We start from the raw sequence: 12,791 nt of genomic DNA, 5'->3' as shown, positions 1-12,791 counted from the left end.
GGCGCGGGCCGGTCAGGCCACGTCCTGCTTGGGTTCGAGCAGTTCCGTGAGCTGGGTTTCGAGGTCGCGCTCAAGCTCGCGCGCGCGGGCGATGTAGGCCTCGTTCTCCGACGGCGGGATATCCGGATCCCAGACCTTGGCGAGTTCCCGCACCGCCTCGCGGTCGTGCCGGTAGAAGGTCTTCTCGGCTTCGGCGGCCTCGAATTCGGTCAGCCCAATGTTCTCTAGCACGTAGCGCCCGGCCCGCAGCGAGCCGTCGAACATCTCGCGCACGATGTCGTTGGCCCCGGCGCGGTAGAGGTGGAAGACGTGGGTGCGGTCGCGCGCACGGGCGATGATATGCAGGTCCGGCCGCTCGCGCCGGGCATAGGCGACAAGGCGCGTGGATGCCTCCGGATCGTCGAGCGCCGCGACCAGCACCTTGGCGTTCTTCAGCCCCGCGGCATGCAGAAGCTCGGGCCGGGTCGGATCGCCGAAGAACCCCTTGAAGCCGAAGCGCCGCATGAGCTGGATCGTCTTCATGTCGTGATCGAGCACGACGGTGTTGTAGCCGGTGGACTGCACCAGCCGGTTCACGATCTGCCCGAACCGCCCGATCCCGGCGATGATGACCGGCCCGCTCTCGTGGATCTCGTCGGGTTCGACCGGCTCGCGCCCCTCGGCATGGCGTTTCGCCAGCCAGTCATGGAGGAGAAACAGAAGCGGCGTGGCCAGCATCGACAACGCGATCACCAGCAGCACCTGTTGCGAGAGCGTCCGCTCCAGCACACCCGTCTGCACCGAGAAAGAGGTCAGCACGAAGCCGAATTCCCCCGCCTGGGCGAGGCTCAGCGTGAAAAGCCACTGCTCGCGGCCCTTGAGGCGAAAGGCGAGGCCGAGGCCGTAAAGCACCGCGCCCTTCAACACGATCAGGCCCAGCGTGAGCCCCAGTATGAGCGCAGGCGCACCGAAGAGGACCTCGAAGTTGATCCCGGCCCCGACGGTGATGAAGAAGAGCCCCAGCAGCAGGCCCTTGAAGGGCTCGATGTCCGACTCGAGCTCGTGGCGGAATTCCGAGTTGGCGAGCACCACGCCGGCAAGGAACGTGCCCAGCGCAGGCGACAGCCCCACGAGCGTCATGAGCGAGGCGATCCCGACCACGATGAGAAGCGCCAGCGCGGTGTACATCTCGCGCAGTCGTGCGGCGTGGATGAAGCGGAAGACCGGCCGCGTCGCGTAGACGCCCGTGAGGATGATCGCGCCGACGGCGCCCAGCGTGACCAGCGTCGATGCCCATCCGGGCAGGTCGGCGACGAGAGACATGCCGCCTGCGTGTCCGAGGGCCTCGCCGTGCTCGACCGAGGCGTGCTCCGCCCCGCCTGCGGCGCCCTGCAGCGCGAGAAGCGGCAGCAGCGCCAGCATCGGGATCACCGCGATGTCCTGCGTGAGCAGGACCGAGAAGGCCGAGCGCCCGCCCGCCGTCTGGATCAGGCCCTTCTCCGACAGCGTCTGGAGCACGATCGCGGTGGAGGAGAGCGCGAAGATCATGCCGAGCGCGACCGCCACGTTCCATGCAAGGCCCGCGGCCATCGCGCCGCCCGCGACCAGCGCCATGGTGATGGCGATCTGCAGCCCGCCGAGCCCCAGAAGCTTGTGGCGCATGTTCCACAGCGCCCTCGGCTCGAGCTCGAGCCCGATGAGAAAGAGCATCATCACCACGCCGAATTCGGCGAAATGCTGAAGCTCCTCGGTATCCGCCCCGACGAGACCCAGCGCGGGCCCGATCACGATGCCCGCGGCGAGGTAGCCCAGCACGGAGCCGAAACCGAGCCGAGACGCGATGGGTACCGCGATGACCGCCGCGGCAAGGTAGATCGAGGCCTGGAGCAGGAAGTGTTCCATGCGGGTGCGGGTCCCGTTGCGGTTCTCAGGTCGGTAGCGGCGCGTCGCGCTTCAGCTGGTCCATGACGATCTGGCTGCGCACCCGTGCCACGGCGGGGTGGGCGAGAAGCACGTCGTGGATGAGTCGGTTCAGCGCGTGAAGATCGGGGCAGTATACCCGAAGAAGGTAGTCCGCTTCGCCGGTCAGTGTCCATGCGCTCACGATTTCGGACCGGGTGGAGACGAGGCGCGCGAAGCCCGCCGACTGCTCGGGGCCGTGGCGGGCGAGTTCCACCTGCACGAAGGCCTGCACGATCAGTCCCAGCCGTTCGGCGTCGAGACGAGCCGCGTAGCCCCGAATGTAGCCTTCCGCCTCCAGTTTCTGGCGCCGGCGGCCGGCTTGGCTGGGCGAGAGGTTAAGCCGTTCGCCGAGCTCCTGCGCGGTCAGGTGCGCGTCGGACTGAAGCGCGTCGAGAAGGCGTAGATCGGTTCGGTCCAGCATATGCGTGACCCCTGCATTTCAAGGCAGCATAATGCGGGTTTCGCGCGAAATGAAGGTGTGAGCATTGGCAGAATGCGCAGAAGCGGCGTTCGTGGTGCGATACTGTGCGGTGAAACGCGACTGGATCGACCGAGGAGGAGACGCAGATGGGACCTTTCCCGCACGACGCGCCCAAGGCGCAGATCACCGAGGCGAACCCTGCCGGCACCGACGGGTTCGAGTTCGTGGAATTCGCGCATCCCGACCCGCAGGCGCTTCGCGACCTCTTCGCGAAAATGGGCTACGCGCGCGTCGGCCGGCACAAGACGAAGAACATCGAGCTCTGGCAGCAGGGCGACATCACCTACATCGTCAACGCCGAGCCCGGCAGCTTCGCGTCGCGCTTCGTCGAGGAGCACGGCCCCTGCGCCCCCGCGATGGGCTGGCGGGTGGTGGACGCGCAGCACGCCTTCGAGCACGCGGTGAAGATGGGCGCCGAGCCCTACGAGGGCCGCGACAAGACGATGGACGTGCCGGCGATCAAGGGCATCGGGGGCTCGCTCATCTACTTCATCGAGGATTACTACGAGACCTCGCCCTACAACGCGGAATTCGAATGGCTCGCCCCGTCGAAGCCGCGGGGCGTGGGCTTCTACTACCTCGACCACCTGACCCACAACGTCTACCGCGGCAACATGGACAAGTGGTTCGAGTTCTACGGCAAGCTCTTCAACTTCCGCGAGATCCGCTTCTTCGACATCGAGGGCAAGTTCACCGGCCTCTACAGTCGCGCGCTGACCTCGCCCGACGGCAAGATCCGCATTCCGATCAACGAGGACCGGGGCGAGACCGGGCAGATCGTCTCCTACCTGAAGAAGTACAACGGCGAGGGCATCCAGCACATCGCCGTGGGCACGGAGGACATCTACGGCTCGACCGACGTCATCGCCGAGCGCGGCATCCGCTTCATGCCGGCGCCGCCGGACACCTACTATGACCTCAGCCACGACCGCGTGCAGGGCCACGAGGAGCCCGTGGACCGGATGAAGACGCACGGCATCCTGATCGACGGCGAAGGCGTCGTGGACGGGGGCGAGACGAGGATCCTGCTGCAGATCTTCTCTAGGACCGTGATCGGCCCGATCTTCTTCGAGTTCATTCAAAGGAAGGGCGATGACGGTTTCGGCGAGGGCAACTTCAAGGCGCTCTTCGAGTCGATCGAGCGCGAGCAGATCGAGTCCGGCGAGATCCAGGCGGCGGAATAAGCCGCCGGAGCACCGACCTTGCGGGCCGCGTTCCTTCCGGGGGCGCGGCCCTTTTTCGTGCCGGCGCGAAGCCGGGGTCTGGCTCCCCCCCCCCCTCGTGACGCTCCAGCCGGCGGGCGCCGGAAGCCGCTCGCCGGCGTGGAGTGTGCAAAAAAATGCAAAACAGTTGTGCAAGGCTTGCGCGTCGGACGTATTAATGCACTATAAAGCATATTTCGATTCTGCGTCAGACAGGGAGGAGAGCCATGTCAGCTGCGGATTTCGCCGAGGTGGTGGGCCGGGTCGCCCGCGACATCGAGGGTCGCCCTCTGGATGATGCGCTCGCCGCATATCTCAACGAAACCTATCCCGCCGGCGGCGAGACCTTCGCCCGGCTCAAGACGCTTTGCGCCGAGGGCGAGGCCGAAGGGTGGCTGATGGGGCGCGAGGCCGGTGGCATCAAGTTCGGCCGCGCGATCCGCCCCGGCGCCGAGGCGGGCGGCTTCTCGGTGGACGTGGTGCGCATGAAGGACGTGAAGGGCCCCCACCACGTGCACCCCAACGGAGAGATTGGTGCGGTGATGGCCATCGACGGCGCGCCCGCCTTCGATGGCTGGACCGAGGGCTGGTACGTCTACGAACCGGGCACCGACCACCATCCGACCGTCCGGGGAGGCGACGCGCACGTGCTTTACCTCCTGCCCGAGGGCGCGATCGAATTCACCGGAAACTGACGCGCCCGTCATCCGGGCGCCGCATCGGCAGGGGAGGGCCGAGGCATGAGCGCAAACGAGAACGCCGCAAGCTGGTTCGTGGACCGGCACGTGACGGAGGGCCGCGGCGCGAAGACCGCCTTCCGCGAGGCCTTCGGCGCGGGGCGCAAGCTCAGCTATGGCGATCTCGCCGAGGCGTCGGGGCGGGTCGCGGCGGCGCTCTCGCGCGCCGGACACCGCCGCGAGGAGCGGGCCGCCATGCTGGTCCTCGACCAGATCGAGTTTCCGCAGATCTTCTGGGGATGCCTCAAGGCGGGCGTGATCCCGATCCCGCTCAACACGCTGCTTGCGCCGGATGTCTACAACGTGATCCTGCGCGATTGCCGCGCCTCGGTGCTCTTCGTCTCGGCCGAGCTTCTGGAGACGGTGTCGCCCGCGCTCTCCGGCAATCCCTACCTGCGCCATCTGGTCGTGCTGGGTGATGCGCCCGCCGGGGTGGAGACCGGCCCGGCCCGGAGCGAGTCCTGGGACAGCTTCCTCGGCGATGCCGCGCCGGTGCCCGCGGTGGAGGCCGACGCGGACGAGGTCGCCTTCTGGCTCTATTCCTCGGGCTCCACGGGCCAGCCCAAGGGCGTGCGCCATGTGCATCATAGCCTGCGCTACACCGCGGATACCTACGGCGCCGAGGTCCTCGGGATAGAGGAGGCCGACACGGTCTATTCGGTGGCCAAGTTCTTCTTCGCCTACGGGCTGGGCAACGCGATGACCTTCCCGATGTCGGTGGGCGCGACCACGGTGCTTTTCAACGGCCGCCCGACGCCGGAGGTGGCGGTGCGCATCCTCTCCGAGGAAAAGCCCACCGTCTTCTGCGGCGTGCCCACGCTCTACGCCGCCACGGTCGCGCATCTCGAGGGGCAGGGAGGCGCGCCCGAGGTGCCGCTCCGGCGCTGCATCTCCGCCGGCGAGGCGCTGCCCGAGGAGATCGGCAAGCGCTGGCGCGCGCTCTTCGGGGTGGACATCCTCGACGGCGTGGGCTCCACGGAGATGCTGCACATCTTCCTGTCGAACCGCCCCGGCGACGTCGTCTACGGCACCTCCGGGCGGGCCGTGCCGGGATACGAGCTCAGGCTCGTGGACGAGGACGGGCGGGAGATCACCGCAACCGGCGAGATCGGGGAGCTTCTGGTCTCCGGGCACTCCGCCGCCGAGGGCTACTGGAACAAGCGCCGCAAGTCGCGCACCACCTTCGAGGGCGAGTGGACGCGCACCGGCGACAAGTACGAGGTCACGTCGGAGGGGCGCTACGTCTACTGCGGGCGCACCGACGACATGTTCAAGGTATCGGGCATCTGGGTCTCGCCTTTCGAGGTGGAACAGGCGCTCGTCGCGCATCCGGGCGTGCTGGAGGCCGCGGTGGTGGCGGGGCGTGACGAGAACGGGCTGGAAAAGCCCCGGGCCTTCATCGTGCCGAAGGCCGGGCAGGACGGCGCCGCGCTCGCCGAAGAGCTCAGGGAGTTCGTCAAGGCGCGCATCGGGAAATGGAAATACCCTCGCTGGATCGAGGTGGTGGAGGACCTGCCCAAGACCGCGACCGGCAAGATCCAGCGCTTCAAGCTGAGGGAGGTGGCGTGATGGCGGATTGGACGCGCGGGCCCGCGACGCTGGAGGCGGGCGGCAAGCGGCTGGAATACGCCTGCTGGGGGCCGCCCCCCGGCGAGGCGCCCACCATCGCGATGCTGCATGAGGGCCTGGGCTGCCTCGCGCTCTGGCGCGACGTTCCCGAGGCGCTGGCCGCGCGGACCGGCTGGGGGGGTGATGGCCTGGTCGCGGGCGGGCTACGGCCAGTCGGACCCGGCGGATCTGCCCCGCCCGCTCGACTACATGACGCGCGAGGCGCAGGACGTGCTCCCGCAGGGTCTGGACGCCATCGGCTTTCGCGAGGGCGTGCTGCTGGGCCACTCCGACGGGGCCACCATCGCGGCGGAATACGCGGGCGGGGTCGAGGATTTCCGCGTCCGGGGCCTTGTCCTGATGGCGCCGCATTTCTTCACCGAGGAGCCCGGCCTGCGTGAGATCGCGCGCGCGAGGGAGGCGTTCGAGACGGGCGATCTGCGGGCGCGCATGGCCAAGTATCACCGCGATCCCGAGGTCGCGTTCCGCGGCTGGAACGACGCCTGGCTCGATCCCGGCTTCCGCGCGTGGAACGTGGCCGAGTGCATCGATTACCTGCGCATTCCTGCCCTCGCGATCCAGGGGCGCGAGGATCCCTATGGCACCCTCGCCCAGATCCGCGAACTCGAGGAGCGGGCCTATTCGCCGGTGGACACGGTGATCCTGGACGAGTGCCGCCACGCCCCGCATCTCGAGCGGCCCGAGGCCACGCTCGACGCGGTGGCCGAGTTCTGCGCGCGGCTTGCGCGGATCGAGGCCGCCGAGGTCGAGACGGCCTGAGGCCATGCGGCCCGCGCACGCCTATGTGCCAGGCGAGACGCCGCGGCACCCCGAGGGCGCGTTCGACGCGATCCGCGACAGCGTGATACCGGGCCTCGCGCCCGAGGCCCTGGCCGCGACCGAGGCCTGGCGGACGGGTCTGCGCTGGCTGGAGGAGGGCTATTACTGGGAGGCCCACGAGGTGCTGGAGCCGGTCTGGATGGCTGCGCCGCCCAACGCGCCCGAGCGGCACCTGGTGCGCGCCGTGATCCAGTGCGCGAACGCGCGTCTGAAGCGGCGGATGGGCCGGGAGAACGCGGCGCGGCGGCTCGAGGCGCTGGTGGCGGGGCTTCTCGACGAGTGCGCGCTCTCGGGCCGGTCGCGGGTGATGGGGCTCGATCTCGCCGCGGCGCGGGCGACCCTGCTCGGCGGCGGACGATTCGATCACGAATATGCAATATAGTGCACTTATAGGAGTCCGAAAAATCAGTAGAATGGTAAAATGCTGATTCAAAATGACTCTTTTATACGCATTATAACGCATAAAGCTGTTTACCAAGTGGCAGACGCGCAGTATGTTGCATTCCAACCTCGAGGAGACCGAGCGTGACCAAGCTGATCGACTTCCAGACCGACCCTTCGAAATACCGCCACTGGCGGGTCGAGTATGACGGCCCGGTTGCCTATGTCTCGATGGACGTGGACGAGGATGGCGGGCTGTTCGAGGGGTACAAGCTGAAGCTCAACTCCTACGACCTCGGCGTGGATATCGAGCTCAACGACGTCGTCCAGCGCATGCGCTTCGAGCATCCCGAGGTGCGCGCCGTCGTGATGCGGTCGGGCAATCCGGCCGTGTTCTGCGCGGGGGCCAATATCCGGATGCTGGGCGGCGCCTCGCACACGCACAAGGTGAACTTCTGCAAGTTCACCAACGAGACCCGCAACAGCTACGAGGCGGCCGAGGCGGACTCCGGGCAGACCTGGATCGCGGCGGTGCGCGGCTCCTGCGCGGGGGGCGGCTACGAGCTTGCGCTCGCCTGCAACCACATCATGCTGACCGACGATTCGACGTCGAACGTGGCGCTGCCCGAGGTGCCGCTTCTGGCGGTGCTGCCAGGGACGGGCGGGCTGACGCGCGTGACCGACAAGCGCAAGGTCCGCCGCGACCTTGCCGACGTCTTCTGCTCCATCGAGGAGGGGGTGAAGGGCAAGCGCGCCGTCGAGTGGCGCCTCGTGGACGAGGTGGTGCCGAACTCGAAGTTCGACGAGGCCGTGCGAGAGCGCGCCCACGAGATCGCCGCGCGGCATCCGAGAGAGGGGGCGACGGGCATCGCGCTCACCCCGCTGGACCGCCGCCTCGGCGAGGACGGGTCCGTCAGCTACTCCACCGTCGAGGTGGAGGTGGACCGCGCCCTGCGCCGCGCGACCGTCACGGTCAAGGGCCCCGAGGAGGACGCGCCCGGCGCGATGGCCGACCTGCACGCGGAAGGCGCCCGGGGCTGGATGCTGCGCGCCGCCCGGGAACTCGACGACGCCATCCTGCATCTGCGCCTCAACGAGCCCGAACTGGGCCTTCTGGTGCTCCGCACCCAGGGCGACCCGGAGAAGGTGACCGCGCACGAGGCGCTTCTGCTCGCCCACGAGGACGAGGACTGGCTCGCCGCAGAGATCCTTCACTACTGGAAGCGGGTGCTGAAGCGGCTCGACGTCACCTCGCGCTCGCTGGTCGCGCTGGTCGAGCACGGTTCCTGCTTCGCCGGACCGCTGGCGGAGATCCTCTGGGCCGTTGATCGCTCCTACATGATGGAAGGCGAGTTCGAGGGCGACAACCGCCCGCTCGCGACGGTGACGCTGGGCGCGTCCAATTTCGGCCGCTACCCGATGGCGAACGGTCTCAGCCGGCTCGAGACGCGCTTCTGGGGCGCGCCCGAGGCGGTGGAGGCCGCCCGCGGACATGCAGGCGAGGCGCTCGAGGCGGAAGAGGCCGATGATCTGGGCCTCGTCACCTACATCCTCGACGACATCGACTGGGAGGACGAGGTGCGCATCTTCATGGAGGAGCGCGCGAGCTTCAGCCCCGACGCGATGACGGGGATGGAGGCCAATCTGCGCTTCGCGGGCCCCGAGACGATGGAAACGCGGATCTTCGGCCGGCTCACCGCCTGGCAGAACTGGATCTTCCAGCGCCCCAACGCGGTGGGAGAGGCCGGCGCGCTGAAGCGATACGGCACAGGGCACCGCGGCGAATACGACATGGAGCGCGTGTGAGCACACGCGGGAAACGGAACAAGGGCGGGCCATACCGCGCGCCCGGACACCTGGGAGGACGGACCCCATGCTGGATCTCATAAACGTAAGCTACGACACGCAGATCCCGAACAATGTCGGGCTCAGCTCGGACAAGCGGGTGCTCAAGGCGCTCGAGAAATGGCACCCCGGCTACATCAACTGGTGGAACGACCTGATCCCGGAAAACTTCCAGAAATCGCTGGTCTATCTGCGCACCGCCGTCAGCGTGGACCCCAAGGGCTGGGCCAAGTTCGACTACGTCAAGATGCCGGAATACCGCTGGGGCGTGCTGCTTGCGCCGGAGGTCGAGGGCCGCACCATTCCCTGCGGCGAGCACGCTGGCGATCCCGCCTGGCAGGAAGTCCCGGGTGAATACCGCAACATGCTCAAGCGCCTCATCATTATCCAGGGCGACACCGAGCCCGCGAGCGTCGAGCAGCAGCGCAGCCTCGCGCTGACCGCGCCCTCGCTCTACGACATGCGCAACCTCTTCCAGGTGAACGTGGAGGAGGGCCGGCATCTCTGGGCGATGGTCTACCTGCTGCACAAGTATTTCGGACGCGACGGCCGCGAGGAGGCCGACGACCTGCTGATCCGGTCCTCGGGCTCGGAAGAGGCGCCGCGGATGCTGGGCGCCTTCAACGAGGAGACGCCCGACTGGCTGTCGTTCTTCATGTTCACCTACTTCACCGACCGTGACGGCAAGATGCAGCTCGAAAGCCTTGCGCAATCGGGCTTCGATCCGCTCAGCCGCACCTGCCGCTTCATGCTGACCGAGGAAGCGCACCACATGTTCGTGGGCGAGACCGGCGTGGGCCGCACGATCGAGCGCACCTGCCAGGTGATGAAGGAGAACGGGATCGAGGATCCCTACGACATCGACAAGATCCGCAGCCTGGGCGTCATCGACCTGCCGACGATCCAGAAGAAGCTGAACCTGCACTACACGCTCAGCCTCGACCTTTTCGGGCAGGAGGTGTCGACGAACGCGGCCAACGCCTTCAACGCGGGCATCAAGGGCCGCTACATGGAAAGCCGCATCGACGACGATCACAGGCTGCAGGATGCCACCTACGAGGTCACGACCATCGAGGACGGCGAGATCAGGCGCATCGCGGCGCCCGCGCTCACCGCGATCAACATGCGCCTGCGCGACGATTACACCCGCGACGCGGCCGGCGGCATCAAGCGCTGGAACAAGATCATCGAGAAGGCCGGCGTGCAGTTCGAGCTCAAGCTGCCGCACGAAGGCTTCAACCGAAAGATCGGTGTCTTCGCCAATCAGCTGATCGACCCCGAGGGCAAGTTCGTTTCGGGCGCGGAGTATGACGCCAAGGTCAATGACTGGCTGCCGACCCATGCCGACGGCGACTTCATCCAGTCGCTGATGACGCCGGTCTACGAGCCCGGGCAATACGCCGGCTGGATCGCGCCGCCGAAAGTGGGCATCGACAACAAGCCCGGCGACTTCGAGTATGTGAAGCTGCACATGGCCTGACGGGCCTCTCCGGGCCGGGGGCACCCCCGGCCCGCGTCAACAGGGAGAGAGACCATGGAAATCGAACGCAAGGCAGGCGCGGCGCCCCGCACGGCGGCCCTTTCGAAGACGCTTTCGGCGGTGCAGGGCCCCTGCGTCGGCTGCCATAACTGTCGTGGGCTCTGCGCCGCGATGATCGAGGCGATGACCGTGCCCGACATCGTGCTGGGCCAGCGACAGGCCCGATAGGAGTTGCGGTCGCCTAGGTTCAATAGGCGCGAGGCGGCTTTTCTCGCGCGAGCGGCATCCGAGCGTCGCGTTGTAACTTATGGCGAATTTGCAAAAGGGTTTGGGCGCGCAAACCAAGGCTGCGGTCAGATCCTTACCGAAATGGGCGAACGCCTTCGCCAGGAAAAGTTGCCGCTGCTGCCTGTCCTAGTTGTGAACAAGGAAACCGGTGTTCCTTCGGAGGATGCCGACTTCTATCGCAGGCTTGGGCTGGATCGCGACGGCATAGAGCTGGAGCAGCAAAACTGCTTCGAGCATGACTGGACAAACGCCCCATTCTGGAGCGACGAGCGATGAACAAACCCTTCAAGCAGCACCTGATCGACCCCGAGATCTGCATCCGCTGCTACACCTGCGAGATGACCTGCCCGATCGGCGCGATCGAGCACAACGACGACAATGTCGTGGTGGATGCGGACAAGTGCAATTTCTGCATGGACTGCATCCCGGTCTGTCCCACCGGCTCCATCGACGAGTGGCGGGTGGTGAACGAGCCCTATTCCCTCGAGGAACAGTACGAGTGGATGGAGCTGCCCGAGCAGGCCGACATCTCCGTGCCCGAGGGCGAGGGCGCGAGCGTCGAGGCGCTCGACGAGGCGATGGCCGCGCTGCTGGCCGAGGCTCATGCCGGCACGGGCGGCAAGCCCAGGGCGCCCGCCACGGCGGCCAAGCCCAGCGTGAACCTCTACAATCTGGGCAAGCCGGCCGAGGCCACCGTGCAGGGCAACTACCGCCTGACCGCCGAGACGAGCGACAGCGACGTGCGCCACATCGTGCTCGATTTCGGCGGCCAGCCGATGCCGGTGCTCGAGGGGCAGTCCGTCGGGATCATCCCGCCCGGCACGGACGCCGCGGGCAAGCCGCACCTGCCGCGGCTCTATTCCGTCTCGAGCCCGCGCGACGGCGAGCGCCCCGGCTACAACAACGTCTCGCTCACCGTGAAGCGCGAGGAGAAGGGCATCTGCTCGAACCACCTGTGCGATCTGAAGCCTGGCGACAAGGTGCGGGTCACGGGCCCCTTCGGCGCGACCTTCCTGCTGCCATCCGACCCCGAGGCGCATCTGATGATGATCTGCACCGGCACCGGATCGGCGCCCTTCCGCGCCTTCACCATGCGCCGCCAGCGCGAGATGCCCTCGCGCGAGGGCACGCTGACCCTGGTCTTCGGCGCCCGCCGACCCGAGGAGCTGCCCTATTTCGGCCCGCTCAAGAAGGTGCCCGAAAGTTTCATGGCCAAGCATTACGCCTTCTCGCGCGACGGCGATCGGCCAAAGCAGTACGTGCAGGACAAGCTCCGCGAAGAGGCCGCGGCCGTGGCCCGCCTTCTGAAGGATCCCCGGGGCCACATCTACATCTGCGGGCTGAAGGCGATGGAGGCGGGCGTCGAAGAGGCGCTTACCGAGGTCGCGGCCGAGGCGGGGCTCGCCTGGCCGGAGGTCCGCGACGCGATGCGCGAGGACGGGCGCTACCACGTGGAAACCTACTGATGAAGGACCGCGCGGCCGGCGCCGGGGTCTTCGAGCACGAGATCGCCGTGCGCTGGGGCGACTGCGACCCGGCCGGGATCGCCTATACCGCCCGGCTGCCGGCCTTCGCGCTAGACGCCATCGACGCCTGGTGGGAGCGCCATCTCGGCGGGGCGGGCTGGTATCAGCTCAACCTCGACCGCAATCTCGGCACGCCCTTCGTGCGCATGGCGATCGATTTCCGGTCTCCGGTCACGCCGCGCCACCGCCTCGTCTGCCGGACATGGCCGGCGCGGCTCGGGACCAGCTCCATCGACTTCCGCGTTGATGCCAGCCAGGACGGGGAGCTTTGCTTCGAGGGGCGCTTCACCTGCGTCTTCGTCGTGGCCGATCGCTTCGCCAAGACCCCGCCGCCCGAGGACATCCGCACCGTGGTAGAGGCGCATCTGCGGCCCGATGAGGCAACATAGTGCGGCGCTTCTTGGTGACGCGGCTTGAAAAGCCGCGCGATCCGGACAAGTTTCTTGCACTATTGTTCATGTT

The 12,791-nt window shown here is 67.3% G+C and carries 13 protein-coding genes; 11 read left to right on the top strand and 2 right to left on the bottom strand.

What is annotated here, in order from left to right; translation table 11 throughout:
- Positions 1-12 precede the first annotated feature (12 nt).
- Both AB6A65_RS08385 and AB6A65_RS08380 read right to left on the bottom strand, forming a co-directional pair.
- Positions 13-1,881, bottom strand: coding sequence for a monovalent cation:proton antiporter-2 (CPA2) family protein (locus tag AB6A65_RS08385; RefSeq protein WP_371037917.1), 1,869 nt, complete (start codon positions 1,879-1,881; stop codon positions 13-15).
- Positions 1,882-1,906: 25 nt separating this feature from the next.
- Entirely contained in the window at positions 1,907-2,362 is a 456-nt protein-coding gene (locus AB6A65_RS08380) for an Lrp/AsnC family transcriptional regulator (protein WP_371037916.1), read from the bottom strand.
- A 146-nt stretch (positions 2,363-2,508) separates the two neighbouring features.
- Here AB6A65_RS08380 and hppD point away from each other — a divergent pair, with 146 nt between their 5' ends.
- The 11 genes from hppD to AB6A65_RS08325 all read left to right on the top strand — a co-directional run bounded on the left by hppD (position 2,509) and on the right by AB6A65_RS08325 (position 12,718).
- Complete coding sequence (gene hppD / locus AB6A65_RS08375) at positions 2,509-3,606, top strand: 4-hydroxyphenylpyruvate dioxygenase (protein WP_371037915.1); 1,098 nt, start codon at positions 2,509-2,511, stop codon at positions 3,604-3,606.
- A 245-nt stretch (positions 3,607-3,851) separates the two neighbouring features.
- Positions 3,852-4,319: a DUF4863 family protein gene (locus tag AB6A65_RS08370; protein ID WP_371037914.1), complete on the top strand. Its 468-nt coding sequence runs from the start codon at positions 3,852-3,854 to the stop codon at positions 4,317-4,319.
- Positions 4,320-4,364: 45 nt separating this feature from the next.
- Positions 4,365-5,930 carry a benzoate-CoA ligase family protein gene (locus AB6A65_RS08365; RefSeq protein WP_371037913.1) on the top strand — a complete coding sequence of 522 codons (1,566 nt, stop codon included), beginning with the start codon at positions 4,365-4,367 and terminating at the stop codon, positions 5,928-5,930.
- Between the two features lie 183 nt (positions 5,931-6,113).
- Complete coding sequence (locus tag AB6A65_RS08360; RefSeq protein ID WP_371037912.1) at positions 6,114-6,749, top strand: alpha/beta fold hydrolase; 636 nt, start codon at positions 6,114-6,116, stop codon at positions 6,747-6,749.
- A 4-nt stretch (positions 6,750-6,753) separates the two neighbouring features.
- The gene (locus tag AB6A65_RS08355; RefSeq protein WP_371037911.1) at positions 6,754-7,191 is read left to right on the top strand and encodes a DUF309 domain-containing protein; all 438 of its coding nucleotides are present in this window, start codon (positions 6,754-6,756) and stop codon (positions 7,189-7,191) included.
- Positions 7,192-7,334: 143 nt separating this feature from the next.
- Complete coding sequence (gene boxC / locus AB6A65_RS08350) at positions 7,335-8,996, top strand: 2,3-epoxybenzoyl-CoA dihydrolase (protein WP_371037910.1); 1,662 nt, start codon at positions 7,335-7,337, stop codon at positions 8,994-8,996.
- A 67-nt stretch (positions 8,997-9,063) separates the two neighbouring features.
- A complete protein-coding gene (gene boxB, locus AB6A65_RS08345) occupies positions 9,064-10,515 on the top strand; it encodes a benzoyl-CoA 2,3-epoxidase subunit BoxB (RefSeq protein ID WP_371037909.1) in 1,452 nt (483 codons plus the stop codon).
- A gap of 54 nt (positions 10,516-10,569) precedes the next feature.
- Positions 10,570-10,743, top strand: coding sequence for a hypothetical protein (locus AB6A65_RS08340; protein ID WP_371037908.1), 174 nt, complete (start codon positions 10,570-10,572; stop codon positions 10,741-10,743).
- Positions 10,744-10,884: 141 nt separating this feature from the next.
- Positions 10,885-11,079, top strand: a complete 195-nt coding sequence (locus tag AB6A65_RS08335; RefSeq protein ID WP_371037907.1) for a hypothetical protein — start codon at positions 10,885-10,887, stop codon at positions 11,077-11,079.
- Complete coding sequence (boxA, locus tag AB6A65_RS08330; protein WP_371037906.1) at positions 11,076-12,269, top strand: benzoyl-CoA 2,3-epoxidase subunit BoxA; 1,194 nt, start codon at positions 11,076-11,078, stop codon at positions 12,267-12,269. Before AB6A65_RS08335 ends, boxA begins: the two co-directional genes overlap by 4 nt.
- Positions 12,269-12,718, top strand: coding sequence for an acyl-CoA thioesterase (locus AB6A65_RS08325; RefSeq protein WP_371037905.1), 450 nt, complete (start codon positions 12,269-12,271; stop codon positions 12,716-12,718). The genes boxA and AB6A65_RS08325 overlap by 1 nt, the downstream gene beginning before the upstream one ends.
- Positions 12,719-12,791 lie beyond the last annotated feature (73 nt).

It is taken from the genome of Rhodosalinus sp. FB01, from assembly GCF_041365715.1.
GTDB lineage: Bacteria > Pseudomonadota > Alphaproteobacteria > Rhodobacterales > Rhodobacteraceae > Rhodosalinus.
The sequence above is the reverse complement of the archived record's forward strand: the minus strand, read 5'-3'. Positions and strand labels throughout refer to the sequence as shown.